The organism is Rhizobium sp. BK379 (genome assembly GCF_014193955.1).
Lineage (GTDB): Bacteria > Pseudomonadota > Alphaproteobacteria > Rhizobiales > Rhizobiaceae > Rhizobium.
The window spans coordinates 618,132-643,263 of record NZ_JACIAD010000001.1 but is presented as its reverse complement, the minus strand read 5'-3'; the positions used below and the strand labels follow the sequence as shown (position 1 = coordinate 643,263).

The following is a 25,132-nucleotide window of genomic DNA, read 5'->3' as shown; positions in this document are numbered from 1 at the left end:
AATCGCGCTATACAAAGAAAATAATTCGAAAGGGACTTGTTTTCGCATGGATCGCCTCGACCGAAAGATACTGCGCCTGCTCCAGGAAGATTCGACGCTCGCCGTGGCCGACCTCGCCAAGAAGGTCGGGCTTTCGACGACGCCGTGCTGGAGGCGTATCCAGAAAATGGAGGAAGACGGCGTCATCAAGCGCCGGGTGGCGATTCTCGATCCGGAAAAGGTCAACACCAAGGTTACGGTCTTCGTGTCGATCCGCACGGCGACCCACTCCATCGAATGGCTGCGTCGCTTCTCCGAGGTCGTGGCGGAATTCCCGGAAGTGGTCGAATTCTACCGCATGAGCGGCGACGTGGATTATCTGCTGCGCGTCGTCGTGCCCGATATCGCTGCCTATGACGCCTTCTACAAGCGAATGATCGCCAAGATCGAGATTCGCGACGTCTCCTCTGCTTTCGCGATGGAGCAGATCAAATATTCGACGCAACTGCCGCTCGACTACATGCTTCTGGAAAACGCGAAGTCCAACGAGGACTGAGCAGGGCAGGCGCTTCGCGACAGCGCATATGACTTAAGGCAGGCGCGAGCGAATCGCGCCCACCCGGCGAGGAGATACAAGCTCCTCCGGAGACAGGCTGCACAGAGAGAATCAGAGTTCATCAGTGACTTCTGACAGTGATCCCGAAGCGGGAGCCACTTGACGGCAGCGCGAAACCTTTCCAAATTGTAATCTTCCTGTCATGGAACCATGCGAATTCACGCGGGTCATGAATCAGCTCAGCCGTTGGGAGGCACGGGAGCAGGTTCAGGAGGTGGTCCGGGGGCATCTGGAGCACTTATTATAATGTCCGTGCAGTGCAGTATCGCACTGTACACGATTTTTTGTGCGGTTGGCGAAACGCTTGAGTGGCGCCAAAACTCTTACTTTTGGTTGTTTTCGCAACGAAAAGTAGGCTTCAAATCGACTAGTGGTCGTTATCTGCACCATTAGGTTCGATTTCAGGACACTATGTCCTAATCTCCGACCTTTATATAGTCGTTAGCCGGCGCTAGTGTTTGGCTGCATCGCAAAAAAGCGTTCGAGCTCCGCTCCCTTTTCGCGATGCCTTGGGAGGATTATTTTTGCCGCTTGCGATAGCCACTGGCTACCGCGGCGGCATTTCTGCGTTAACTATTTATCTCCTTGAAATTGTTGTATAAAAACCACGCCTGAAGCAGAAAGCATGCTCCGGCTGTGAGTTGGCGCCCTTCACGAATTGCTACACTCAGATGTCTGTGGGATGAACGTTCGGCGGTTCGATCGATCCGCACGCCGTGAGGCTGTTCAAACGGGTCGGCTTTGGATCTTCGGAGACAGGGTAAAGCCCCGATCGACAAAGGAGTGGAATTCTACAATGAACATCAAGATGGTATTGCTTGCGTCGGCAGCAGCATTTGCTGCATCGACCCCGGTACTCGCAGCAGACGCAATCGTTGCTGCCGAGCCGGAGCCGGTTGAGTACGTTCGCGTCTGCGACGCTTACGGCACCGGCTACTTCTACATCCCGGGCACGGAAACCTGCCTTAAGATCGAAGGTTACATTCGTTTCCAGGTTAACGTCGGCCCGAACGCCGGCGGCGACAGCTCCACCAACGACTCGAGCTGGGATGCTGTAACCCGTGGTCAGGTTCAGTTCACGGCTAAGAGCGACACCGAATACGGTCCGCTCACCGGCGTTATCGTTCTCCAGGCCAATGCCGACAACGCATCCAGCCAGGAAACGATCCTTGACTCCGCTTACCTCGACGTTGCTGGCTTCCGCGCTGGTCTCTTCTACTCCTGGTGGGACGATGGTCTCTCCGGCGAAACGGACGATATCGGTTCTGTCGTAACGCTGCATAACTCCATCCGTTATCAGTACGAAACCGGTTCCTTCTACGCTGGCATCAGCGTCGACGAACTGGAAGACGGCGTCTTCAAGGGTACCGTTGATCCCGCCACCGGCGTCTTCACGGCTGACGAAGCTCCGAACAACGTCGGCGTTGCCTTCGGCATCGGCGGCACGGCTGGCGCATTCAGCTACCAGGTTACCGGCGGCTGGGACTTCGACAACGAAGACGGCGCAATCCGCGCAATGGGTACGGCTGAAATTGGTCCGGGCACGCTCGGCCTCGCTGCTGTCTACTCCAGCGGCCCGAACTCCTACTACTCGTCTGCTGAATGGGCAATTGCTGCCGAATACGCCATCAAGGCAACGGACAAGCTGAAGATCACCCCTGGTGTTCAGTACTACGGCAACTACTTCGGTGGCAGCAAGGATGTTCCGGATGACTTCGACGGTCTCGGCGATGCTTGGAAGGCCGGTCTGACGGTTGACTACCAGATCGTTGACAACTTCTACGCCAAGGCTTCCGTCCAGTACCTGGATCCGGAAGATGGCGACGACGTAACCACCGGTTACTTCCGTCTGCAGCGCTCGTTCTAATCTGAACGACGGAACCCCCGGCTTCGTGCCGGGGGTCTCCTAACCCACGAGTTTCTGATCAGAATGACCTCCGATCAGTAACGAGGGACTGGTCCGGTTTTCCCTGCTGGGCCAGTCCTTTGCAGTTGAAAGCGGTCATGAAGCCAGGAGCGCCGCCACGCTTACCGGTTTCACCTTGTCGGCAGGCTTTCCTCCGGTTTCCCAACGTCGCCTACCTTTTTAAATTATCGCCGTATTCGTTGGCCCCGGTAAATCGCGCCCTATCTTGTTGCGCGATGTGCATCTTTTCGTGATGCAATTTCATCGGGCGAGTTTGCTCATCGGGACAGGTTTCATCTGTCGGGATTCGATGCCGATAATGTGACTGTAACGTAACAGGTGAGACGCTATAAGCATTTCAGAGGCTGGCATTCATTACTACTCTCGGGTAGGTTTCGATAATGGACGATCTTAATGACTACTTCTATTTTGCCGCCGTCGTCTCCAGCGGTGGTTTTGCTTCCGCAAGCCGAACTCTAAAAATACCCCGATCCAAGCTGAGCAGGCGCGTCAGTCGCCTGGAGGATGGCCTCGGCGCGAGGCTGATCGAGCGTTCCACACGTCACTTCCGGGTGACGGAGATCGGGCAGGCTTTTTATGAGCAATGCCAGACGATTCTCAGGGAAGCGGATCGCGCCAAGTCGATCATTACGGAGGCCCAGTCCGATCCGCAGGGAATTGTGCGCATGGGCTGCCCGCTCGGCCTCATCGATATTTCCCTAGGAGCCGTGCTGCCAGAATTCCTGGAGCGCTACCCCAAGATCAAGCTGCAGGTCGTCGGTTCCGAGCGGCGCACGGATCTCATCAACGAGCGCATCGATGTCGAAGTCCGCGCGGCGAGCGAGCCGGAAACACAGGCGAGCCTGACAATGCGCAAGCTCGACCGGGCGCGGCGCATCCTCGTCGCCAGCCCTTCGCTGATCGAACGCATGGGCGAACTCACCAGTGTCGACGATCTCGGCAATGCCCCAACGCTCGCGATGACCGCCTGGATGTCGTTCCATACCTGGGAGCTGGTCGGACCGGATGGCGAGAAGAAGGTGGTGCGGCATCAGCCGCGGCTCACCTGCCGCAGCATGACGGCTATCCTCGATGCCGCACGCGCGGGTGTGGGCTACGGGCTCATCCTCGAGCATGCCTGCGCGCCGGACCTCCAGTCCGGCCGGCTGGTTCGCGTGTTGCCGGAGTGGCAGACGGTGGAGAGCCAGTTTTATCTCGTCTTCACGACGACCAAGGGCATGCCGCCGGCAGTGCGGGCGCTCATCGATTTCCTGGTCGAAAAATCCAAGCAGCATCAGATCGTTACGACCAGCGCTGCACTTGCCGCAGAATAAGGATTACCTTAGGCGAGCCAGTATTTTTTCACTCGTCAATTCCCTGACGGCATCCTTGCCGATCCAGCGCGCGGTCTTGTCGGCGCTGGCGGCAAGGCGTTCGGCCAGCATCAGGGCAGGGGCGTGACAGGCACGGCTGCGTTTGCCGATGTTGCGAAGCGCCCAGTTGACGGCCTTGCGGACGAAGTTTCTGTCATCTGTCGAATGCGCTTCGATCAGCGACAGGTAGGCCAGCAGGCTTTCATCCGTATCCTTCTTGCGATGCACGGCGGCGCCGGCGATCATGGCAAAGGCGGTTCGCCTGACGAATTCTCTGCTGTCGGCGGCGAATTCCGGAATTAGCGCGTCGAGATCGGCCTCGACGAAGACATCGGCGGCGCAGTCGACGATTTCCCAGGAATTGAAGTCCGCCACCAGGATGCGCGCCTCCGCATCCGTCAGCCTTTTCGGCTCGAGTGTGTAGAGCGCCAGCATGCGCGCTTCGCGGATACCACTTGCCCAGAGTTCTTTTGCCCTGATGTGGTTCTTCTTTGCGAGCCGGGCGATCCTCTGCAGATCGGGATTGGAAATGCCGATCGCGGTTTCGGTAACGATGCCGAAACGCGCCATGCCGGCTATATTGTCTTCCGAGCGCAGCGGTAGAAGATGCGCGATCAGCTCTGCTGCGCTCGAAGACGGGCCGATCATTTTTCGAGACGGGCGAGCAGCGAGGACGTATCCCATCTCTTGCCGCCGAGCGCCTGAACATCGCCATAGAACTGGTCGACGAGGGCGGTCAGCGGCAATCTGGCGCCGCTGCGCTGTGCCTCCGACAGGACGATGCCGAGATCCTTGCGCATCCAGTCGACGGCGAAGCCGAAATCATACTTGCCCTGATTCATCGTCTTGTGGCGGTTTTCCATCTGCCAGGAGCCGGCGGCCCCCTTAGAGATGACGTCAACCACTTTCTCGATGTCGAGGCCGGCGCGCTTGCCGAAATGCACGGCTTCGGCAAGACCCTGGACGATGCCGGCGATGCAGATCTGGTTCATCATCTTGGTCAGCTGGCCGGAACCGGCTGGCCCCATGAGGCCGACCATGCGGGCATAGGCGTCAATGACCGGTTTTGCCTTTTCGAAGACAGCCTCATCACCGCCGCACATGACGGTGAGCACGCCATTCTCGGCGCCTGCCTGGCCGCCGGAAACGGGGGCATCGATGAAATCCACACCCTTTGCCTTCGCCGCCTCGTAGAGTTCGCGGGCGACTTCGGCGCTTGCCGTGGTGTTGTCGATGAGAACGGAGCCGCGCTTCATGCTCTTCAGCACGCCGCTTTCGCCCGATGTCACCTGACGGAGATCGTCGTCATTGCCGACGCAGACGAAGACGAAATCACAGCCCTCGGCAGCTTCAGCCGGCGTCGGGGCGGACTTTCCGGAGAATTTCTCCGCCCAGGCGGCGGCCTTCTCGGACGTGCGGTTATAGACGGTGACATCGTGGCCGCCTTTTGTCTTCAGATGTCCCGCCATCGGGAAACCCATGACACCGAGACCGATGAAAGCGACTTTCGCCATATGCTGTCCTCCATAACCGCTTGCAAACAGGGTCAGAGGATTAGCGGAAACGGCGGGCAGCGGAAAGCCACTCGGCGGAGAGAAGCGACCTCCGTTGGAACAAAATTTCTCCGAGCCCGACAAAACAGGGTCTGGAAAGTTTCAGATATCGTGAATATGACAAATTTAGTTGTCGATCTAATTTATAGACTAAATCATCATTTCCCCATCGAAACAGGCAGCGAGCGCAGCAGGAGCACCAGCTCGCCGGACAAAGGGGATAGAGATGATCACACGTCGACAGACGCTCGGGCTTTTCGGAGCCGCAGCCGCCACCGCCATTCTGCCATCCGTCCGCTCGGCGCAGGCTGCGGCAACGGAGTTCCGTATCGGCTGGCAGAAGAATGGCGTGCTGGCGCTCGCCAAGCGCCGCGGGGCGCTCGAGAAGCGGCTTGCCGATCAGAGTATCACCGTCAGCTGGTCGGAATTCACGTCGGGCCCGCCGCTGCTTGAAGCGCTCGGCGCCGGAGCGCTCGATTTCGGGGCTACGGGCGACGTGCCGCCGCTCTTTGCACAGGCGGCAGGCGGGGCGCTCTATTATGTCGGCATTTATCGCGGCAGCCCGGCGGGGTCGGCCATCCTCGTGCGCAAGGATTCGCCGATCAAGACGCTGGAGGATCTGACAGGCAAGAAGGTTGCCTTCAAGCGCGGTTCCAGCGCTCATAACGTAACCGTCAAGGCCTTGCGCAAGACGGGGTTGAAGCCGGAGGATGTGCAGCAGGTCGATCTTGCGCCGCCGGATGCCGCTGCTGCATTCAAGAACGGCAGCATCGATGCCTGGTCGATCTGGGATCCCTATCTCGCCATCGCCGAAGCCGATCCTGATACACGCATCCTGACGACTGCCGAAGGCATCGTCGATTCCTACAGCTTCTTCCTCGCCAACAAGGATTTCACCGACGCGAACGGTACTGTTATCGTCAACGTGCTCGATGAGCTCGCCAAGGTCGGCCGCTCGGCGCAGGACAATCTCGACGCGACGGTCAAGGAGCTCTCGGAAATAACGGGCGTTCCCGCTGATGTTACGCGGGTGACGCTCCAGCGTCCCGGCGCCGATCTCGGCAGCGTGACAACGGTAAGCGATGCGGCGGCCGCCTATCAGCAGGCGCTGGCCGACGAATTCTACAATCTCGGCATCGTGCCTAAGAAGCTGACAACCGGCGATATCGTCTGGCGTCCGAAGGCGAGCTGACCAAGTCAGCCGCCGAGGTAGCTGATTTCGTCAGTTCGAGCGAGCTGACCAAGCCAGCCGCCGGGCAAGCTCGTCTCTCCTGCGGCTTGGGGTGGCGCTGGGGCAGGGCCGGGCAACCGCGGCATGGGAACATACCCATGCCGCGGAACCGGGCAAAATTATTCTCCAGACCGAGTTAGAATAGCAAATTGATATTGTCGATCTAATTAGTCGTCTATGTCAGTATCTCCGCATGACCAAGGGCGACCGGTTCGCGACTTTGGTTCGCAAAAGGTCACCGCCGAAAGCCACGAGGACGGAGAAGAGATTTCATGTTTACACGCAGACAAACACTCGGGCTTTTCAGTGCTGCGGCCGCAACGACCATTCTGCCGCAGGTTCGCTCCGCACAGGCTGCGGCCACGACGCTGCGCATCGGCTGGCAGAAGTTCGGCGTGTTGCCGCTTGCCAAGGCTGCAGGCGCACTTGAAAAACGGCTCGAGGCCAGGGGTGTAAGCGTCGAGTGGAACGAATTCACTTCCGGCCCGCCGCTGCTTGAAGCCGTCGGTGCCGGCGCACTCGATTTCGGCGTCTCCGGCGATGTGCCGCCGCTCTTTGCTCAGGCCGCCGGTGGTGATCTCCTTTATGTCGGCGCTTATCGCGGCCCTGCCGCCTTCCACGGCCTGCTGGTACAGAAGGATTCGCCGATCCAGAAGCTGGAGGATCTCAAGGGCAAGAAAGTCGCCTACAAGCGCGGTTCCAGCGCCCATAATTTCGCCCTCAAGGTTCTCGCGAAGGCAGGGCTTTCGCTGTCGGATATTACCGAAGTCGATCTGCCGCCGCCGGATGCAGGTGCCGCTTTCAAGACCGGCAGCATCGATGCCTGGGCGATCTGGGATCCCTTCTTCGCTGTTGCGGAGGCCGATCCGCAAACAAGGGTGCTGACGACTTCGGAAGGCCTGCTCGACAACTGGGGTTACTTCCTCGGAAACAGCACCTTCACCAACGCCAATCCCGAAGTGATCGTCGATGTCATCGACGAGCTTGCCAAGGTAGGCGCGGCCGCACAGGCCAATCTCGACGACACGGTGAAGGCGCTCGCCCAGATCACCGGCGTGCCGGCCGATATCACCCGCGTCACACTCACCCGCAGCCAGGCCGACCTCGGCAAAGTTTCGCTCGTTCCGGATGCGGCGCTCACCTACCAGCAGGCGCTCGCCGACGATTTCTACAAACTCAAGATCGTGCCGAAGCAGCTCACGATCAGCGATATCGTGTGGCATCCGAAAGCCAGCTGATCGGGTAACCGGACCGATTTCAGACATGTATAAGAAAGGAATGCGCTCATGACCGCTTCATCCGACCCGATCAATTTTCTCTGGTTCATCCCGACCTCCGGCGACGGCACCTATCTCGGCTCCACCGACCTCAACCGCGCGCCTGAGATCGGTTACCTCACGCAGATTGCCCAGGCGGTGGACCGTCTTGGTTATTCCGGTGTGCTGCTGCCGACCGGCGTTGCCTGCGAGGAATCCTTCGTCATGGCTTCGGCGCTCGCGGCGCGGACCGAGAAGCTGCAGTTCCTGGTGGCGATCCGCCCCGGCACGGCATCTCCGGCCTATTATGCCCGCCTTGCCACGACACTCGACCGTATCTCTAACGGTCGCCTGCTGCTCAATATCGTCGTTGGCGGCAGCCCAGCCGAGCTTGCCGGTGACGGTATCCATCTGGAGCATGACGAGCGCTACGCCCATGCCGACGAGTTCTTCCATGTCTTTGAAGAACTGCTCGAAAAGGGTGTCGCCAGCTACGACGGCAAATATATCAAGGCGACCGATGCCCGCCTCGGATTCCCCTCGGTGCAGTCTCCGCGCCCACCGCTTTATTTCGGCGGCTCCTCGGATGCCGGCATCGATTTCGCCGTCGGCCGTGTCGACAAGTACCTGACCTGGGGCGAGCCGCCGGCACAGGTTGCCGAGAAGGTGCAGAAGGTGCGCGCTGCCGCCGCCGGCAAGGGCCGCGACGTTTCCTTCGGCATCCGCCTGCATTTCATCGTCCGTGAGACGGACGAGGAGGCATGGGAAGCCGCCGATCGCCTGATCCGCCATCTCGATGACGCGACGATTGCCGAAGCGCAGGAGCGTTTCGTCAAGGAATCCGACTCCGTCGGCCAGAAGCGCATGGCTGCGCTGCATGGCGGCCGCCGCGACAAGCTCGAAGTATCGCCGAACCTCTGGGCCGGTATCGGCCTGGTGCGTGCCGGTGCGGGTACTGCCCTCGTCGGCTCGCCGAAGACGGTTGCCGCGCGCCTGCGCGAATATCAGGAGGTCGGCATCGATACGGTGATCGGCTCCGGCTATCCGCATCTCGAAGAAGCCTATCGCGTCGCCGAACTGCTCTTCCCGGAACTCGGCATCGAGAGGGACGAACAGCGGCTCAGCTTCAACAACGAGTTCGGCCGCAAGAAGGTTTTTGCCGGCGGCAGCCATGGCGGCAACCTGAAGGTCGTCTCGGGCTCCTGATCGGGGGCCATTCACCAACGCAGTTCCGGACACGAAACTCCGCACGGTTTCCCGGAATTGCACTGAAGCAAAGCGCGAGGAAGATATTCATGTCGACTTTCGATACGCCGTTTGCGCGGGCTGCCGCCGATACCGACAAGGGCAGGGCGGGCTTTCGCCTTCCGCTGCCCGGCCGTGACAGGCTGCTGCCCTATTTGGTGCCGGTTGCAATCATCGCACTCTGGCAGCTCGGCTGCTTCGTCGGCTGGATTTCCTCGCGCATCATGCCGTCTCCGGCCGATGTCGCCAGTGCCTTCTGGACGACGACGATCTCGGGGCAACTGCCCGAGGACGTGCTGGTCAGCGCCGCACGCGCCTTTGCCGGCCTGCTCGTCGGCGGCTCTATCGGCTTCCTGCTCGGCATTGCCAATGGTGTGTCGAAACTCTCGGAGCAACTGACGGATACGACGCTGCAGATGCTGCGCACCATCCCGCATCTGGCGATGATCCCGCTCGTCATCCTGTGGTTCGGCATCGGTGAGGAATCGAAGCTCTTCCTCACCTCGCTCGGCGTGCTCTTTCCTGTCTATCTCAACACCTACCACGGCGTGCGCAATGTCGATCGCGACCTGATCGAGATGGGCAAGGTCTATGGCATGAGTGGCTGGACGCTGTTCCGCAAGGTGATCTTCCCCGGCGCGCTGCCGTCGATCTTCGTCGGGCTGCGCTATGCACTCGGCATCATGTGGCTGACGCTGATCGTCTCGGAATCGATCGCCGCTTCCTCCGGCATCGGCCATATGGCCAACAATGCCCGCGAATTCATGATGACCGATGTCGTGGTGCTCGCGCTCGTCATCTATGCGGTTCTCGGCAAGCTCGCCGATGTTGTCGCTCGTGCCCTTGAGCGCCAGACGCTCAAGTGGAACCCGGCTTACGCGAAATAGGAGTTAGTGCGATGACCGTCATCTCGCGTGAGCGTTTCCATCCCGTCGATACAGCCGAATATGGCGAGCATCAGCCGATCGCCGCCGGCGAGGGCGCTGCCTCCATCACACTCTCGGGCCTCGAAAAGAGCTTTGGTGCCAACCGGGTATTGCGTGGCATCAACCTGCATATTCCCGCCGGCCAGTTTGTCGCGGTCATCGGCAAGAGCGGCTGCGGCAAGAGCACGCTGCTGCGCATCCTGATGGGCCTCGATGAGCCAAGTGATGGTGAGTTGCGCTTCGAAGGCGCCGATGGCAGCGATACGCAGCCCAATGCCCGCATCGTCTTCCAGGAGCCCCGGCTACTTCCCTGGCTCAGTGTCGCCGACAATGTCGTCGTCGGTCTCGGCGAAGGTATCGAGAAGAAGCGGGCGCGGGAAGAAGCCAAGGCTGTGCTTGCCGAAGTTCAGCTCGCCGAAAAGGCCGGCGAATGGCCGGCGCGTCTTTCCGGCGGCCAGCGCCAGCGTGTGGCGCTGGCCCGCGCGCTTGTCAGCAAGCCCGGCATTCTGGCCCTCGACGAACCGCTCGGTGCACTCGACGCACTGACCCGCATCAGCATGCAGCAATTGCTGAACCGCGTCTGGTGCGAACTCGGCTGCACCACCGTGCTCGTCACCCACGATGTCAGCGAGGCGGTGCATCTGGCCGACCGGGTCATCGTATTGGAAGAAGGCCGCATCTCGCTCGATCTCGCCATTCCCTATCCGCATCCGCGTCGTCACGGCAATCCCGCGCTCGCGGAGCTGGAAGGGCGGCTGCTTTCGGCCATTCTCGGCAGTGATGGCGGGCATTAGGTCCGCCAGTCATCCTCTTTCAGAGCAAGGCGCTTGAGTGTCGACGAAGTGACATTGCGTCGCTGCGATCCCGCGAGGCGAGACACGTGGGTAGGTCATCCGCTAGATTGGGCAGGTTCGCATCATTGCGAGACCTGGCACTCATTACAGTGGATCACTCCCATGACCATTCAACTCTACGGCTTCTGGCGCTCCAACGCCGCTTTCCGCGTCCGTGTGGCACTTGCGTTGAAGAAACTGGCGTTTGAGGAAATCGAGATCGATATCCTCTCCGGGCGTCAGTTCGATGCCGCCTATGCGAAAGTGAACGCCGAGCATGTCGTGCCGACGCTGGTTCACGATGGTCATCAGTTCTTCCAGTCGCTGGCGATCATGGAATATCTGGACGATATCCATCCCGAGCCAAGGCTGATGCCGGTTGACGCAAAAGAGAGAGCCTATGCCCGGTCGCTGGCGCTTGTTGCCATCGCCGATGCCCATCCGCTGATCGTGCCGCGTGTGCGCAAACATCTCGGCGAGGCCCTCGGCGCCGATGCATCCGCGATCGAGGCATGGGGCCGGCATTGGACGATGGAGGGAATTGCGACCTACGAACGCCTGCTCACCCGGCGCCCGCCCACACCCTTCGCGCTGGGCGAGACCCCCGGCATTGCCGATATCTGCATCGCCGGCCAGATCGTCCTGGCCGAGTTCAACAAGATTGACCTCGCAGCCTTTCCGGCCGTGGCGGCGCTTGGGAAGCGCTGCTTCGACATGCCGGAGTTTGCGCAGGCGCATCCGTCCAAGCAGCCCGGTTACTCGAACGCTCACTAGGATGGCGGGCGCAAGCTATTCCTGGGGCCGAAACTCGTCCGGCAGGTTTTCCTTATAGGGGTAGAACTTGAAATAGGGCATCGCCTCCTTCAGCGCCCGGGCGAAGGAGGGGCGCTCCAGCAGGCGGCGATAATAGGCTTCCAGCCCCGGCCGCTTCTCCGTGAAAGGCACCAGCGTCCGGGCATAGAAGAGGGCAGGTGCTGCGGCGCAATCGGCCATGGTGAAGGCGTCGCCGGTGATCCAGGCTTTGCCGTCGATCTGTTTTTCCACCATGTCATAGGCAAGCGACAGCATGCCCCGCGCTTCGTTGACGCCATGCGGATCGGCCGAACCTTCCGGGCGCAGCCGGTCGATGACGATCTTCTGCATCGGCACCTGTACATAGAGATCGAAGAAGCGGTCCCAGAGGCGGACCTGCAGGCCGACATTGGTTTCCTCGGGCACGAGCTGAACCGGGCCGGGATAGTGTCGGTCCAGATATTCGACGATGATGCTGGTTTCGGGAACCGTGCTGTCGCGCGTCTCGTCGCGCAGGATCGGAATCTTGCCGACTGGCCAGAAACGCAGGAGATCGGCGCTCGACTGCTCGTCGGCGAGATCGACGAAGCGGTTTTCGAATTGCGTCCCGTTCTCGTAAAGCGCGATCAGCACCTTGTGGCAGAAGGAGGCAAGCGGATGCTGGTAGAGAACGAGCGCCATGCTTTGACCTTTCCTGAGAAATTCAGCTCAGGACATAAGCAAGGCGCCCGCAAAATGCCAGATGGCAGACTCAGCCGTTATAACGTGCCGTGACCAGATGGCCGGGGCTCGGCTGGCCTTCCTGCATGCGCACGTTGATTTCGAGCATCTCGAGGAGCTCGAAGCCGGTGGCGGAGAGGCGCTCGCGAATATAGGTCTCCGTATGGATGAACCGCTGGTGCGGGCCGACCATGTAGGGGCGGCCGTCTGCCAGCCTTTCGGGCAGGGTTTCCGAGGAGAAGACGAAAATGCCACCGGGCTTCATATTCTCGGCGGCGCCGAAGAAGAGCGGTTCCAGCGCGCCGAGATAGGGCAGCACATCGGTCGCGGTGATGAGATCGAAGGGGTCTTCGTCATTATCATCGAGGAAATCCTCGGCCTCGGCGACGAAGAGCGTCTCGTAGACTTCCTTCTCGTCGGCGATGACGACCATGTTCTCGGAAATGTCGATTCCGATCATCTCTTCGCAGAGGTCATTGAGCGCGCTGCCCGTCAGACCCGTGCCACAGCCGAGATCGAGCATGCGCTTGAAGGGGCCGAGCTTCAGATCCTGCAGGCGCTGACGCACGAGCATCGGCACGTGATAGCCGAGCTGCTCCACCAGCACATCCTCGAAGACTTCGGCATGCTGGTCGAAGAGGGTTTCGACATAGGCGTCCGGCGCACGGACTGGCGTTTCGCCGCGGCCCATGGAGGCAATACGGACGGCCGCGCCGCCGTGATCGTCGGGGTCGATTGCCAGGACCTCCTGGTAAGCCTCGACGGCCGCATCGACATCACCGGCTTTCTCAAGCGCAAGAGCGCGGTTATAGGCTTCCGCGAGAGCCTCTTCGTCGACTTTCTTTTTGTTCATGCGGGCGTTTTAGAGCCCGCAGCCTACCATCGCAACTGCATTTTCAGTGCAATATGAATTCACCCTTAAGAGAGCGCCATTCGGTTGCCGAAATGAGCCTGCGGTGAATGTAACGTACCGAATGCAGCGGCCCGTCCAGTTTCTCCTGCCAGAATTTCAGAAAACCGCGCATTTCCGGAAAGTCCGGGGCGAGGTCGTAGTCCTGCCAGATATAGGTCTGGAGAAAGGCCGGATGATCCGGCATGTGGTAGAGGATCTGCGCTGTCGTCAGCCCATAACCATTGAGCTGTTTTTCCATGTCTTTGTGCATTTTGTCTCGCTTCTTCTTGTTCCCACTTAGCGCTAATTAGCGCCACATGATATGAGATCATGCGGTGGTTAACCGAAGCTTGACAGATAGCGCATAAAAGAGCTATTTATTTTTAATTTCAAAGCCTTAGCAGCGATCATCGGGGAGTGCTGCCAGCCTCTTCAGCGCTTCAGATGACGCGTCAGGCGGCGTTCGATCCAGTTCCAGAGGTGGCGAAGCGCCTCGACGATGGCGAGGTAGAAGATCGCCGCCCACAGGTAGGTCTGGTAATCAAAAGTGCGCGAGAAGGCGTAGCGCGTCTCACCCATGAGGTCGAGCACGGTAATGATGGCGACGACCGCCGAGCCCTTGATGAGCAGGATGATCTCGTTGCCATAGGGGCGCAGCGCCACGATGAAGGCCTGCGGCAGGACGATCTTGAAAAAGGCGATGCGCTTGTGGATGCCGAGTGCTGCCGCCGCCTCATGCTGACCATGCGGCACGCTTTCGATGGCGCCGCGCAGGATTTCCGCCTGATAGGCCGCGGTGTTGATGGTCATGGCGAAGACGCCGCAATACCAGGCGTCACGGAAGAACCACCAGAGGCCGATTGCTTCCATCTGCGGGCGAAAGATGCCGAGGCCGTAATAGACGAGGAAGAGCTGGGCCAGAAGCGGCGTGCCGCGGAAGAAATAGATGTAGCAGTAGGCCAGTCCGTTCAGCACCCGGTTTCCGGACATGCGGGCCATGGCGAGCGGCAATGACAGCACGGCGCCGAACACGACCGAGAGGGCGACGATGGAAAGCGTGATCCAGAGGCCGTGCAGGTAGCGCGGCCCGTAACGGGTAAACTTATCCGGATCCCAGCCCTTGATGACGGTCAGGATCAGGAAGGCTGCGAGCAGTGCCCAGAAAGCGACGAGGATGTAGCCGGTGAGGCGGGCGGGCGTCATCGGCTTTGCCACCGCGCGCGGTGCAGCTTGTGGCGCGATCAATTTTTCAGCGTAGCTCAACGGCGGACCTCCGAACGCTTGGCCCAGCGGTCGATATAGACAAGCAGGAAGGAGGAGAGGATGGCGAGCACCAGATAGAGACAGCAGGCGATGCCATAGAAGAAGAAGGGTTCCTTGGTGACGCGCACGGCCACGTTCGTCTGGCGCAGAATATCGGAGAGGCTGATGATCGAGACGTAGGACGTATCCTTCAAGAGCACCATCCAGAGGTTCGTCAGCCCGGGCAGGGCGATACGCACCAGTTGCGGCAGGACGATGAGGCGCAGTGTGCGGCCGCGATGCAGGCCGAGCGCATCGCCCGCCTCATACTGGCCCTTGGGAATGGCGCGGAAGGCAGACAGCAGCACTTCCGAACAATAGGCGGAAAAGACCACCGACAGCGCAATGACGCCGGCGACGAAAGCGTTGATCTCGACCGGTGGCCCTTCATAGCCGGCAATGTCGAGCAGATACTGGATCAGGATCTGCATGCCGTAATAGATGATGAAGAGCGTCAGAAGTTCCGGCAGTCCGCGGAAGATCGTGGTGTAGATGCCGGCTGCCAGCCGCAGCGACTTCTCTTCCGACTGCTGGCCGAGCGCCACGAGGAAACCGATGACGAGACCGATCGGCAGGGTGACGATCGCCACCGAAACCGTGACCTGCAGGCCAAGCGCGATCTCGTCGCCCCAGCCGGTGTCGCCACAGGCAAGGATGGTCGACGGGGCCAACCAGGTGAAAATACCGACGGGTCCGCACAGCGGATCGAAGATGTGCACAAGCAGGCTCCAGAAGGAGCCGAGCGCGGAAAACAATCCGCCCATGCCAGAAATCCCCTCACGGCTTTTGCCGTTTTGATATTGCCACCTTTGTCAAACAAAAATGGCGGAAGAGCAAGCCTTCCGCCATTTCCTTCATCGGCCAGATAGCGAATTTATCATTCGCCGTAAACGTCGAAATCGAAGTACTTGTCCTGGATCTTCTTGTACTCACCGCTGGCGCGGATCGCGGCGATCGCCGTGTTGAGCTTTTCCTTCAGAGGATCGCCCTTGCGGACAGCGATACCGGCGCCGTTGCCGCTGATTTCCTTGTCGACCGGCAGGGCCGTCAGGATCTTGCAGCAGGTGCCGTCACCGGATTTGATCCATTCCGAGAGGACGACGATGTCATCGATGACGGCATCGACACGGCCGGCTGCAACATCGAGCTTGTACTCGTCAGCCGTCGGGTGAAGCTTCAACTCGCTGTCAGCGAAGTGCTTCTCGACATAGGTGACGTTTGTCGTGGAGATTTGCACGCCGATCGCCTTGCCCTTGAGGCCGGCGACATCAGTCACGGTCGAATCCTTCGGCACGGCAACGGCCGGCGGGGTTCTGTAAAAATGATCGGAGAAATCGACGAGCTTCAGGCGCTCCGGGGTGATCGCCATCGACGAGACGATCATGTCGAACTTCTTGGCGTTGAGCGCCGGGATGATGCCGTCCCAGTCGGTCGAAACGAACGAACAGTCGGCCTTCATCTGAGCGCATAGGGCCTTGGCGATATCGATGTCGAAGCCCTGGATGGTGCCGCTGGCATCGACGAATTCGAATGGCGGGTAGGTCGAATCGGTGCCAATGACGTATTTTTCGCCGTCGGCGAGAGCCGGGCCGGCAAAGAGAGACAATGCCGCAACCGAGGCTGCAGCAAGGAGCTTCGTGGAAATACGCATGAGAATTCCTCTCACGGCTTTTGCCGTTTTGACATCGCCGTGTTGCCGAACAAAAAATGGCGGAAGAGCAAGTCTTCCGCCATCACCTTCATCGGCCAGATACCGAATTTATCATTCGCCGTAAACGTCGAAATCGAAGTACTTGTCCTGGATCTTCTTGTACTCGCCGCTGGCGCGGATAGCGGCGATCGCCGTGTTGAGCTTTTCCTTCAGCGGATCGCCCTTGCGGATGGCGATGCCTGCGCCGTTGCCGTTAATTTCCTTGTCGACCGGCAGGGTCGTCAGGATCTTGCAGCAGGAGCCGGCGTCGGACTTGACCCACTCGGAGAGAACGACGACGTCGTCGATGACGGCATCGACGCGGCCGCTGGAAACGTCGAGCTTGTACTCGTCAGCCGTCGGATAGAGCTTCAGCTCGGTGTCGGCGAGGTGCTTCTCGGCGTAGTTGGCATGGGTCGTGGAAGTCTGCGCACCGATCACCTTGCCCTTGAGGCCGGCAACGTCAGTGATGGTGGAGTCCTTCGGCACGGCGATTGCCGGCGGGGTGTTGTAATACTTGTTGGAGAAGTCGACGAGCTTCAGGCGCTCCGGGGTGATCGACATAGAGGAGACGATCATGTCGAACTTCTTGGCGTTGAGCGCCGGGATGATGCCGTCCCAGTCGGTGCTGACGAACGAGCATTCAGCCTTCATTTCGGCGCAGAGTGCCTTGGCGATATCAATGTCGAAGCCCTGAATGGTGCCACTGGCGTCGACGAATTCGAACGGCGGGTAGGTCGAGTCCGTGCCGATCACGTATTTTTCGCCGTCAGCAAGTGCTGCGCCGGCAAAAAGGGACATTGCCGCTAGCGAAGCTGCAGCAAGGAGCTTGGTGGAAATGCGCATGAGGATCCTCTCTGTTGGTGGCGCCGGGTCTTGTTGTTGTTCGCCGGCGGCCGCACACTTCGACGGTGCCACCACCGTCTTGCGGCGATAATCAAACCTTTTTTCGCAAAATTGCAACAGGAATCCCCGCGCAGTTGTGCGTTGCAACCGGCAGCCGAGATGAACAGGGCCCGACCGAGGTGTTCAGGCAAGGTTAATCCCGTCCTTCTTAGCGTCAGGAACAAATCTGCATTTTAACGATTTGTGCTTCGCTTAGTGCACAAAAAGCCGTGATTGCGGGGCAGTCAGCCCCGGTTGAAGTCAAAATAAGGACGAGGAAACCCCTGATGGGCATGAAATCCAGACTGTTTGCCAGTGCGGCCTTTCCGCTGCTTTCCCTTACCCTGGTGGTGCCGCCGGTAGGCGCTTACGCCGCAGTGGGCGGGGTTGAGCACGGCGCTGTCGGCACCGTCGCCAATCCCCTTATCGGGGGCAGCTACGAGGTGGCACAGGACGCACCTTCCGAAGAGGAGCTTCTGAAAAGGAAGAAGCAAGCGGAAGAGCAGCAACAGCAGCAGGAGGCGCCTGCAGAAAAGCCGCAGAAGCGCGCGGCGCCCGCCGAAAGCGCTCCGGAACCGGAACAGAAACCCAGGCGTCAGCGCGAACCCGAACCGCAGGCAGAGCCCCAAGCGCAGGCACCTGCGGCTGAGGAGCCCGCACGTCCACGCCGCCAGCGGGAAGCCCAGCCCGAACAGGCAACACCCGACCAGCAGGCGCCTGCCGCCGAAGAGCCGCAGAAGCCGCGGCGCCAGCGTCAGGCGCAGCCCGAACAGCAGGCCGAGCCGCAAGCCGAGCAGCCACCCGCAGAGCAGCCGAAGCGCCAGCGCGACCGCAAGCAGAATGCCGAGCAGGCCGCCCCTGAGGCGCAGCAACCGGCTGCCGAAGCCCCGGCCGCAGGCGAGGCGAATCAGCCCGCTGAAAAACCGCGCCAGCGCCCGCAGCGCCAGAAGAGCGAAACAACAGAGCAGCCCGCCGAGCAGAGCACGGAACAGCCTGCAGAGCAGCAGGGTGGCAAGCGCCCGGCCGGCGGCAAGCGTCCCGCTGCCACCGAGCAGCAGGCAGCACCGGCCGGAGAAGCACCGGCTCCCGCTGAAAAGCCCGCAACGGCCGAGAAGCCTGCGACCGCAGAACAGCCTGCCGCCGAGCAGCCCGTTCCGACCAAGAAGCCGGCGACTGCTGAAAAGCCCGCCACTGCCGAACAGCCGGCCGCTGGCCAGGCTGAACAACCTGCAGCAGGTCAAGCCCAGCAACCGGCCGAGCAGCCAGCCACCGGCCAGGTCCAGCCGGAACAGCCTGCCGCAAACGCTCCGCAGCCCGGCCAGCCGCCGGCAGCCACTGCGCCGCAGCAGGCCGAACAGGCCATTCCGGCGCCCGAAAAGGTCACACCGCAGGAGCTGGAGCGCCGCAAGGAGATCGCCCAGGATCCTGCCAAGAGCAACGAGACCATCGTGTTGCCGGTTCAGAACGGTGCCGCCGTTCTCGACAGCGACAAGGATGCCGATCGCAGCCAGGGCCGGCAGGGCCGCCGCGACCGGGATCGCCAGCGCGCCGACAGCCAGGATTTCAAGCTGCCGACCTCCGATGCCGAAGCTCAGTCGCTGAGCGGCACCCGGCAGCGTGCGCCGGTACAGATCGAGGCCATCACCCGCGAGGAAGGCCGGCGCATCGATCGCCGTCCTCAGTTCGCGCAACCTGACGGCGCGCGCTACGGCGAGCGCACCGACGACAGCCGCGTCATCATCCAGTTCGGCAACCGCACCGTGGTGCGCAGCGACGACGATCGCCGGTTCCTGCGCGACGGCGAACGGCCGAGCTATGAGGAGCTTTCGGGCGACCGTTACCGCGAGACGATCATGCGGCCTGAGGGCTATCGCATCGTGACGCTCCGCAATCGCTACGGCGACATCATCCAGCGCTCACGGGTAGATGCACGCGGCCGGGAAGAGGTGCTCTACTATTCGCCTGAGCTCTATGAGGATCCGGACCGCGATTACTTCGAGGATCCGGGTGCCGACCTGCCGCCGATGCGTCTGCGCGTGCCGCTCAATGACTATATCATCGACACCAGCACCGATCCGGACCGTGACTATTACGAGTTCCTGAGCGAGCCGCCCGTCGAGCCGGTCGAACGCGTCTATTCGCTGAACGAGGTGAAATATTCCGCTCGTATCCGCGACAAGGTGCGCCGTATCGACCTGGATACGGTGACCTTCGCGACCGGCAGCGCGGAAATTCCGATGAGCCAGGCCCGCACGCTGCGCAAGGTGGCGGATGCGATGAACGAAGTGCTCGACAAGAACAAGAGCGAGACCTTCCTGATCGAAGGCCATACCGATGCTGTCGGTTCGGACCAGAGCAACCTGATCCTCTCCGACCAGCGCGCGGAATCGGTCGCCAACGTGCTGACGGATGTCTATGGCATTCCGCCGGAGAACCTTGCGACGCAGGGTTATGGCGAGCGCTATCTGAAGGTGAATACGGATGGGCCGAACCAGGAGAACCGCCGTGTGACCATTCGCCGTGTCACGCCGCTGGTGCGGCCGGTGGCACAGAACAGGTAAGAGGGCGCCGGACTGTTATGAGGAGGGCGAGGTCGCGAGGCCTCGCCCTTTCTTTTTGGATTTTCTGGGAAGAGGCGAGGGCGCGTGCCGTGTGGCACCCCCCTCTGGCCTGCCGGCCATCTCCCCCACAAGGGTGGAGATTGGCTGGGCGCACCGGCTTCCCCAAACTATTCGCGTTGCAGCCCGGCAAAACGGTAGAGAGACGCGAAGGTCAGGCCGCTTGTAGATCTCCACCCTTGTGGGGAGATGGCCGGCAGGCCAGAGGGGGGTGTCCCACGGCACGCCGTGAGCAGAAAACAACACACCCGATTCCGGAGGCCGTCTCATACCTTTCCTCAAACGCCAACCGGAGCCCCAAGCCCAACCGTGCGCGCCACGAAATCGGCAATCGCGACGGTATCATCGAGATCAAACACCACCAGACCCGCCGCGTCGTCCACCACATGATCGGCCGCAATCGCCACGATATGCGGGTCCTCGGGCGCCAGCGGGTCACGCCTTGCCGATTCGAGCCGCCGCGCCTCGATCTTCGGGATCGGCTCGCGCTTGTAGCCCTCGATGAGTACCAGATCGCAGGGCGCCAACCGCGCCAGGATCTCCTCGAAGCTCGGCTCCGCCGCACCACGCAGCTCGTGCATGATGGCGTAGCGGGTACCGGAGACGATCGTCACCTCGTGGGCGCCGGCCTGGCGGTGGCGGTAGCTGTCAGCGCCGACCTTGTCGATGTCGAAATCGTGGTGGGCATGTTTGATCGTTGAAATGCGATAGCCGCGGCGGGTGAATTCCTCGACGAGGCGCACCGCAAGACCTGTCTTGCCGGAGTTCTTCCAGCCGGCGATGCCGAAGATTTTCTGTGTCATTGCCCCACCTTCCTTTATCCCTCCATCTTGCTTCATCCCCCCAGCGCCTCCAGCCAGCGCTCGGCTTCGATTAGATCATCGGGTGTGTTGATGTTGAAGAAGGGATCGAGCAGGCTGGCGCGGGTGGGATGCAGCGGGAAGGGCACTTCCGTAACGTCATGACGCAAGAGGAAGTCGCGCACGCGGCGCTTCTCGTCAACCTTGACCCATTCTTCCAGGTCGGCGGCGAGCGCGGTCGGCCAGAGGCCGAAGACCGGGTGGCTGCGGCCCTCGGAGGCAGCAATCGCTATCTGTTCGGGATGGCTTATCGCATTCATAAGCCGGCTAACGAGATCGGCCGGAAAGAAGGGGCAATCGACAGAGACGGTCACGACATGCGTAGCGGGCAGGCCGGCGCCATAGACCATAGCCGCGTGGATTCCGGCCATTGGCCCCGCCTTGCCGCGAATAAGATCGGAGACGACGGGCAGGTCGTGTCCGACGGCCGTGTCGGCGTTGACGGCGATCTCCGCCGTCTGCGGCGAGAGGCGAGCCAGGACATGCGAAAGCAGGCTGCGGCCGCCAAGCATGACGCCCGCCTTGTCGCGGCCCATGCGCGATGAGCGGCCGCCGGCCAGCACGACACCTGGAATGGTCGATTGGTCGAGCACGAAGTCGGTCATGGCGGTACCTCTGACGATCACACGGGCGAACGGGGCGCCGATTCCTGGGCGACCGGCGGCACGTGACGCTTGGCCTCACGATAGAACGTATAGAGGCCTGATGCGATAACGATAGCGGCGCCCACGAGCGTCCAGAAATCCGGCACTTCGGCAAAGAAGACGAAGCCGAGAAGGGACGAGAAGATCAGGCTCGTATAGCGGAAGGGCGCCACGAAGGAGATTTCGCCAGTACGCATGGCGAGGATGACCGATTGGTAGCCGACCAGCACCAGCACGGAGGCGAGCAGCAGATGCGAAAGCGAAGTGACGCTGACCGGTTCCCAGCCGCCGAGGAAAGGGATCATCAGCGCACCGAATATTGCGACCGAGACCGCCGTGACCGTCGTGATCATCAGCGAGGGAATTTCCTTGCTGATGCCGCGGGTGGCTAGGTCGCGCCCTGCGGTGGAGGCAACGCTGGCGACACAGAGGAGGGCGGCCGGGGTAAAACCTTCCGGACCGGGGCGGATGATGATCATGACGCCGGCAAGGCCGACGAGGATCGCCAGCCAGCGCCGCCAGCCGACCGGTTCCTTGAAGAAAAGTGCCGCGCCGAAGGTGACGACCAGCGGCAGAGATTGGAGGATCGCCGAGGCATTGGCGATCGGCATCATGCCGAGGGCGGTAATGTAAGTGACGGCAGCGATGATCTCGCAGGCGATGCGCAGTGCGATGACAGGCTTGAGCATGACGCGCCAAGGCCGCAGCGCGCCCAGCTTCCAGGCGATCAGATAGACGAGGATGCTGGTGAAGAGGCCACGCAGAAACATGATCTCGCCGGCATTCATGTAGGCTATGACGGATTTGGAGAGTGCGTCGCTTGCGGAAAAGCCCGCCATCGCCATGCTCATGCAGATGGCGCCTTCGGTATTGCGTGATCGCGGCATGCTGGAGATTCCCTTACCTTACAAGCCCTTTTAGAAGGGAACGGCGGGCAAGGGTATCGGAGGAATGCCACACTTCCGATAATTCGATGCTGCACTGCAGTACAACCTGCCGCAAGGTAAAGCAAATCCTTGTGCAGTTGCGGCAAATATTAGAAATATAAGGATAATTCCCAAATCTTCCGGTTGCCGATTAAGGTTGTATCAACCGATTCGGCGAAATATGCCATCACTCTCCATGATGGAGGATGCCGCCGAACCATCCGGAATGATTGCGGACTGGACGGTACCATCAGCTTCAAGGCGCCGCATCCATGCACTTCATCGACCGACTTCTGCAAAGCCGTCGCATCGTCACCAAGGTCCTGCTGTTCGTCATCCCGCTTGTCGTGCTGATCGCAGGCGTCGGCATCCTCGGCTACCACACGGCCAACATCCTGAATGGTCACATGACGGTGACGCGCGCCACGATCGAAAACATTTCCGATTTCGAGAACCTGCAGGCGGCACTGCAGGAGTTCGTCTCTGATCCGTCGGATGCGAGCAAGGCCGGTTTCGGCAAGGCGATCGATGCACAGGAGAGCGGCGTGCTACGCCTCAACGGGCTGCTGAAGACGGACGACCAGCGCAGCCAGCTCACCGAAGTCAGCGGCCTGGCCTCCGCCATGCGCAAGCAGCAGGAGACGCTGTGGGGCCTGCGCCAGGCAGAGGATGCAAGCGTTGCGGCCATCAACACGATGGTGCAGGCGATTTCGGCGGCTGCGGATGAAGCCGGCGGCCAGACCGATCTGGTGCGCAAGGACTTCACCGACAAGGAAATCTTCGCCAAGGCGCTGCTCTACGATTCTGCCGCCTTCAAGTCGCTTACAGATATCATGGGCGCGATGCGCGTCGACATCCAGATGGGCTTTACGCCCGAGGAGCAGATCGAAGCCGCCCAGCAGCATATTGCCGAGATCCTGAAGCAGCTCGATATCGCCAAGGCCATGGTTTCCAAGGACGGCCAGCCGCTGATAGCGCAGGTCGCCGAAACGGCCGGCAAGCTCGATGCGCTCTTGAAGGGCACCGGCACACCGGATGAGAAGGCCTCCGGCATGGCGCCGCTCCTGACCGGCTTCGTCAACACCGAGGGGCAGATGACGCTGCAATCGGCCAAGAACAGCGATACGGCGGCGGCCCGCTTCGTCAACCTCGACAAGAGCATTGCCGAACAGCGCGAGCTTCTGACCTCCGTCGATCAGGTGCGCGACGGTGCCGACCGGTTGCAGGTGCATGTAAGCCAGATGCTGAGCGCGCGTGATGCGGCCGCGCGGGACGTGGTTCTTGCCGACCTCAAGGCTCTGACCGAAACCGCCGGAAAGATCTCGGCGCTCGGTGCAAATGATGCGGTGATGAAGGCTTTTGCGGACAATGTTGCCCCGGCTGCGGCTTCGCTGACCTCCGGTTCGGCCGACATGCTGAAGGCTGCGGCGGACTGGAAGGCGGCCCGCCAGCAATCCTCCGAAATCCTTTCCGGCGCCATGGCCGCTCTTCGCCAGTTCGTCAGCCAGGCACAGGAACTCGGCAAGGAGGACAGCGAGCGTTCGGCCAATGTTTCCGTCTTTGCCATGATCCTCGGCACGCTGCTAGCCATTGTCGGCGGCCTGATGCTGGTCGAGACGCTGCGCGGCCCGCTGAAGCGCGTCTCCGACGTGATGACGCGGCTTGCAAATGGCGATCTCGAAGTTGCCATCGAAGGCCGCAACCGGGGCGACGAGATTGGCGACATGGTGCGCTCGGTTGCCGTCTTCCGTGACGCTGCGGTCGAAAACGTCCGGCTCGAGAGGGAGGCCGAAAGTGCCCGTGCGCTCTCCGCCGATGAGGCAAGCCGCCGCGCCGCCGAACGCGCTCGCATCGAGGCCGAGCAGAAGCAGGCGCTGCATGCGCTCTCCGACGTACTGAACGCGCTGGCCGAGGGCAATCTCGAGATCGGCATGCGCCGCGATCTCGCTGCCGATTTCGTCGATATGGCCGATACCTACAATCATGCCGTCGAGGCACTGCGCCAGACGCTTGCCGATGTGCGTGGCGCCACCGTCGAGATCAAGGGCGGCACGGGCAATCTCGCGTCCTCGGCTGACGACCTTGCCCGCCGCACCGAACAGCAGGCGGCCGCCCTTGAGGAAAGTTCGCGGGCGCTGCGACACCTGAGCGACGTCGTGCGCTCCACCGCCGACCGCGCCAAGCAGACCGCGCATTCGGTCAACGAGACGCAGGTTTTCGCAACTCGTTCCGGCGAAGTGGTCGCCAAGGCCGTCGACGCCATGAGCGAAATCAACCGCTCGTCCGAGAAGATCGCCACCATCATCGGTGTCATCGACGAGATCGCCTTCCAGACCAATCTGCTGGCACTGAACGCCGGCGTGGAAGCCGCGCGGGCAGGCGAGGCGGGACGTGGCTTTGCAGTGGTGGCGCAGGAAGTACGAGAACTCGCCCAGCGCTGCGCCAAGGCCGCCCGCGAGATCAAGGAACTGATCTCGGCAAGTTCCGGCCAGGTGCAGAGCGGCGTGCAGCTCGTCGAGGAAACCGGCCAGGCGCTTGCCGAAATCATCGACCATGTCGGCGGCGTGCAACGCCTCGTCTCCGAGATTTCGGCAGCCACCGGCGAACAGTCGACCGGCATTCACGAGGTCAGCAAGGCGGTGCATGACGTCGAGCTCATCACCCAGCAGAATGCGGCGATGGTGGAAGAGAACAATGCCGAAATCCAGGGCTTGCGCCAGCGTGTGGACATGCTCTCGGACAAGGTCAACCGCTTCCGCACCGGCGAGGAGGGCGCGGTGCATGGATATGGCCGCGCTGAAGGGCGCTGGACGGGCCGCGCTGCTTAAGTCAGTGCATCGGCAATGAGATCACAAAGAGCCCGCGGTTTTCCAACCGCGGGTTTT

At 61.1% G+C, this 25,132-nt stretch carries 23 protein-coding genes; 11 read left to right on the top strand and 12 right to left on the bottom strand.

Features of this window, described 5'->3' with window-relative positions; genetic code table 11:
- The first annotated feature begins 46 nt into the window (after positions 1-46).
- The 3 genes from FHT93_RS03265 to FHT93_RS03255 all read left to right on the top strand — a co-directional run bounded on the left by FHT93_RS03265 (position 47) and on the right by FHT93_RS03255 (position 3,835).
- Positions 47-535, top strand: coding sequence for an Lrp/AsnC family transcriptional regulator (locus FHT93_RS03265; protein ID WP_007816294.1), 489 nt, complete (start codon positions 47-49; stop codon positions 533-535).
- 856 nt (positions 536-1,391) lie between these two features.
- Complete coding sequence (locus FHT93_RS03260) at positions 1,392-2,462, top strand: porin (RefSeq protein WP_113015720.1); 1,071 nt, start codon at positions 1,392-1,394, stop codon at positions 2,460-2,462.
- A 440-nt stretch (positions 2,463-2,902) separates the two neighbouring features.
- Complete coding sequence (locus FHT93_RS03255; RefSeq protein WP_112547524.1) at positions 2,903-3,835, top strand: LysR substrate-binding domain-containing protein; 933 nt, start codon at positions 2,903-2,905, stop codon at positions 3,833-3,835.
- Positions 3,836-3,838: 3 nt separating this feature from the next.
- On the opposite strand, the gene FHT93_RS03250 is transcribed toward FHT93_RS03255, so the two are convergent.
- Both FHT93_RS03250 and FHT93_RS03245 read right to left on the bottom strand, forming a co-directional pair.
- Positions 3,839-4,522, bottom strand: a complete 684-nt coding sequence (locus tag FHT93_RS03250) for a DNA alkylation repair protein (protein WP_183847494.1) — start codon at positions 4,520-4,522, stop codon at positions 3,839-3,841.
- Positions 4,519-5,388 (bottom strand): NAD(P)-dependent oxidoreductase, encoded by an 870-nt coding sequence (locus FHT93_RS03245; RefSeq protein ID WP_183846079.1) that lies wholly within the window; start codon positions 5,386-5,388, stop codon positions 4,519-4,521. Before FHT93_RS03245 ends, FHT93_RS03250 begins: the two co-directional genes overlap by 4 nt.
- Before the next feature lie 265 nt (positions 5,389-5,653).
- Here FHT93_RS03245 and FHT93_RS03240 point away from each other — a divergent pair, with 265 nt between their 5' ends.
- The 6 genes from FHT93_RS03240 to maiA all read left to right on the top strand — a co-directional run bounded on the left by FHT93_RS03240 (position 5,654) and on the right by maiA (position 11,692).
- On the top strand, positions 5,654-6,619 hold the full coding sequence (locus tag FHT93_RS03240; RefSeq protein ID WP_183846078.1) for an aliphatic sulfonate ABC transporter substrate-binding protein: 966 nt from the start codon (positions 5,654-5,656) through the stop codon (positions 6,617-6,619).
- 311 nt (positions 6,620-6,930) lie between these two features.
- Positions 6,931-7,896, top strand: a complete 966-nt coding sequence (locus FHT93_RS03235; RefSeq protein ID WP_183846077.1) for an aliphatic sulfonate ABC transporter substrate-binding protein — start codon at positions 6,931-6,933, stop codon at positions 7,894-7,896.
- A gap of 48 nt (positions 7,897-7,944) precedes the next feature.
- Complete coding sequence (gene ssuD, locus FHT93_RS03230; protein WP_112968305.1) at positions 7,945-9,120, top strand: FMNH2-dependent alkanesulfonate monooxygenase; 1,176 nt, start codon at positions 7,945-7,947, stop codon at positions 9,118-9,120.
- An 89-nt stretch (positions 9,121-9,209) separates the two neighbouring features.
- Positions 9,210-10,046, top strand: coding sequence for an aliphatic sulfonate ABC transporter permease SsuC (gene ssuC, locus FHT93_RS03225; protein WP_183846076.1), 837 nt, complete (start codon positions 9,210-9,212; stop codon positions 10,044-10,046).
- Between the two features lie 11 nt (positions 10,047-10,057).
- Positions 10,058-10,879: an ATP-binding cassette domain-containing protein gene (locus FHT93_RS03220; protein ID WP_113015728.1), complete on the top strand. Its 822-nt coding sequence runs from the start codon at positions 10,058-10,060 to the stop codon at positions 10,877-10,879.
- A 162-nt stretch (positions 10,880-11,041) separates the two neighbouring features.
- Positions 11,042-11,692: a maleylacetoacetate isomerase gene (gene maiA, locus FHT93_RS03215; RefSeq protein ID WP_113015729.1), complete on the top strand. Its 651-nt coding sequence runs from the start codon at positions 11,042-11,044 to the stop codon at positions 11,690-11,692.
- Between the two features lie 15 nt (positions 11,693-11,707).
- Here maiA and FHT93_RS03210 read toward each other — a convergent pair whose 3' ends face one another.
- From FHT93_RS03210 to FHT93_RS03180, 7 genes are all read right to left on the bottom strand, one after another.
- Positions 11,708-12,391, bottom strand: a complete 684-nt coding sequence (locus FHT93_RS03210) for a glutathione S-transferase family protein (protein WP_113015730.1) — start codon at positions 12,389-12,391, stop codon at positions 11,708-11,710.
- Between the two features lie 70 nt (positions 12,392-12,461).
- On the bottom strand, positions 12,462-13,283 hold the full coding sequence (locus tag FHT93_RS03205) for a class I SAM-dependent methyltransferase (protein WP_112547514.1): 822 nt from the start codon (positions 13,281-13,283) through the stop codon (positions 12,462-12,464).
- Positions 13,284-13,326: 43 nt separating this feature from the next.
- Positions 13,327-13,593 (bottom strand): usg protein, encoded by a 267-nt coding sequence (locus tag FHT93_RS03200; protein ID WP_112547513.1) that lies wholly within the window; start codon positions 13,591-13,593, stop codon positions 13,327-13,329.
- A 161-nt stretch (positions 13,594-13,754) separates the two neighbouring features.
- The gene (locus tag FHT93_RS03195) at positions 13,755-14,585 is read right to left on the bottom strand and encodes an ABC transporter permease (RefSeq protein ID WP_112968300.1); all 831 of its coding nucleotides are present in this window, start codon (positions 14,583-14,585) and stop codon (positions 13,755-13,757) included.
- Positions 14,582-15,388, bottom strand: a complete 807-nt coding sequence (locus FHT93_RS03190) for an ABC transporter permease (RefSeq protein ID WP_112547511.1) — start codon at positions 15,386-15,388, stop codon at positions 14,582-14,584. Before FHT93_RS03190 ends, FHT93_RS03195 begins: the two co-directional genes overlap by 4 nt.
- Before the next feature lie 113 nt (positions 15,389-15,501).
- Entirely contained in the window at positions 15,502-16,275 is a 774-nt protein-coding gene (locus FHT93_RS03185; protein WP_183846075.1) for a transporter substrate-binding domain-containing protein, read from the bottom strand.
- 111 nt (positions 16,276-16,386) lie between these two features.
- On the bottom strand, positions 16,387-17,160 hold the full coding sequence (locus tag FHT93_RS03180; protein ID WP_112968299.1) for a transporter substrate-binding domain-containing protein: 774 nt from the start codon (positions 17,158-17,160) through the stop codon (positions 16,387-16,389).
- A 326-nt stretch (positions 17,161-17,486) separates the two neighbouring features.
- On the opposite strand from FHT93_RS03180, the gene FHT93_RS03175 reads away from it, so the two are divergent.
- A complete protein-coding gene (locus tag FHT93_RS03175; RefSeq protein ID WP_183846074.1) occupies positions 17,487-19,760 on the top strand; it encodes an OmpA family protein in 2,274 nt (757 codons plus the stop codon).
- Positions 19,761-20,095: 335 nt separating this feature from the next.
- Here the strand turns inward: FHT93_RS03175 and mobB are convergent, their stop codons facing one another.
- The 3 genes from mobB to FHT93_RS03160 are packed head-to-tail and all read right to left on the bottom strand — an operon-like array spanning position 20,096 to position 22,208.
- Positions 20,096-20,620: a molybdopterin-guanine dinucleotide biosynthesis protein B gene (gene mobB / locus FHT93_RS03170; RefSeq protein WP_113202487.1), complete on the bottom strand. Its 525-nt coding sequence runs from the start codon at positions 20,618-20,620 to the stop codon at positions 20,096-20,098.
- A gap of 32 nt (positions 20,621-20,652) precedes the next feature.
- Entirely contained in the window at positions 20,653-21,282 is a 630-nt protein-coding gene (mobA, locus tag FHT93_RS03165) for a molybdenum cofactor guanylyltransferase MobA (RefSeq protein WP_183846073.1), read from the bottom strand.
- Between the two features lie 17 nt (positions 21,283-21,299).
- Positions 21,300-22,208, bottom strand: a complete 909-nt coding sequence (locus FHT93_RS03160; protein WP_112968295.1) for a DMT family transporter — start codon at positions 22,206-22,208, stop codon at positions 21,300-21,302.
- Between the two features lie 311 nt (positions 22,209-22,519).
- On the opposite strand from FHT93_RS03160, the gene FHT93_RS03155 reads away from it, so the two are divergent.
- Entirely contained in the window at positions 22,520-25,075 is a 2,556-nt protein-coding gene (locus FHT93_RS03155; RefSeq protein WP_183846072.1) for a HAMP domain-containing methyl-accepting chemotaxis protein, read from the top strand.
- The last annotated feature ends 57 nt before the right edge of the window (positions 25,076-25,132 follow it).

Bases quoted from the DNA above. Each gene is read 5' to 3' on its own strand.
- FHT93_RS03265 (WP_007816294.1), top strand. From the start codon at position 47: ATGGATCGCCTCGACCGAAAGATACTGCGCCTGCTCCAGGAAGATTCG.
- FHT93_RS03260 (WP_113015720.1), top strand. From the start codon at position 1,392: ATGAACATCAAGATGGTATTGCTTGCGTCGGCAGCAGCATTTGCTGCA.
- FHT93_RS03255 (WP_112547524.1), top strand. From the start codon at position 2,903: ATGGACGATCTTAATGACTACTTCTATTTTGCCGCCGTCGTCTCCAGC.
- FHT93_RS03250 (WP_183847494.1), bottom strand. From the start codon at position 4,522: ATGATCGGCCCGTCTTCGAGCGCAGCAGAGCTGATCGCGCATCTTCTA.
- FHT93_RS03245 (WP_183846079.1), bottom strand. From the start codon at position 5,388: ATGGCGAAAGTCGCTTTCATCGGTCTCGGTGTCATGGGTTTCCCGATG.
- FHT93_RS03240 (WP_183846078.1), top strand. From the start codon at position 5,654: ATGATCACACGTCGACAGACGCTCGGGCTTTTCGGAGCCGCAGCCGCC.
- FHT93_RS03235 (WP_183846077.1), top strand. From the start codon at position 6,931: ATGTTTACACGCAGACAAACACTCGGGCTTTTCAGTGCTGCGGCCGCA.
- ssuD (WP_112968305.1), top strand. From the start codon at position 7,945: ATGACCGCTTCATCCGACCCGATCAATTTTCTCTGGTTCATCCCGACC.
- ssuC (WP_183846076.1), top strand. From the start codon at position 9,210: ATGTCGACTTTCGATACGCCGTTTGCGCGGGCTGCCGCCGATACCGAC.
- FHT93_RS03220 (WP_113015728.1), top strand. From the start codon at position 10,058: ATGACCGTCATCTCGCGTGAGCGTTTCCATCCCGTCGATACAGCCGAA.
- maiA (WP_113015729.1), top strand. From the start codon at position 11,042: ATGACCATTCAACTCTACGGCTTCTGGCGCTCCAACGCCGCTTTCCGC.
- FHT93_RS03210 (WP_113015730.1), bottom strand. From the start codon at position 12,391: ATGGCGCTCGTTCTCTACCAGCATCCGCTTGCCTCCTTCTGCCACAAG.
- FHT93_RS03205 (WP_112547514.1), bottom strand. From the start codon at position 13,283: ATGAACAAAAAGAAAGTCGACGAAGAGGCTCTCGCGGAAGCCTATAAC.
- FHT93_RS03200 (WP_112547513.1), bottom strand. From the start codon at position 13,593: ATGCACAAAGACATGGAAAAACAGCTCAATGGTTATGGGCTGACGACA.
- FHT93_RS03190 (WP_112547511.1), bottom strand. From the start codon at position 15,388: ATGGGCGGATTGTTTTCCGCGCTCGGCTCCTTCTGGAGCCTGCTTGTG.
- FHT93_RS03185 (WP_183846075.1), bottom strand. From the start codon at position 16,275: ATGCGTATTTCCACGAAGCTCCTTGCTGCAGCCTCGGTTGCGGCATTG.
- FHT93_RS03180 (WP_112968299.1), bottom strand. From the start codon at position 17,160: ATGCGCATTTCCACCAAGCTCCTTGCTGCAGCTTCGCTAGCGGCAATG.
- FHT93_RS03175 (WP_183846074.1), top strand. From the start codon at position 17,487: ATGGGCATGAAATCCAGACTGTTTGCCAGTGCGGCCTTTCCGCTGCTT.
- mobB (WP_113202487.1), bottom strand. From the start codon at position 20,620: ATGACACAGAAAATCTTCGGCATCGCCGGCTGGAAGAACTCCGGCAAG.
- mobA (WP_183846073.1), bottom strand. From the start codon at position 21,282: ATGACCGACTTCGTGCTCGACCAATCGACCATTCCAGGTGTCGTGCTG.
- FHT93_RS03160 (WP_112968295.1), bottom strand. From the start codon at position 22,208: ATGCCGCGATCACGCAATACCGAAGGCGCCATCTGCATGAGCATGGCG.
- FHT93_RS03155 (WP_183846072.1), top strand. From the start codon at position 22,520: ATGCACTTCATCGACCGACTTCTGCAAAGCCGTCGCATCGTCACCAAG.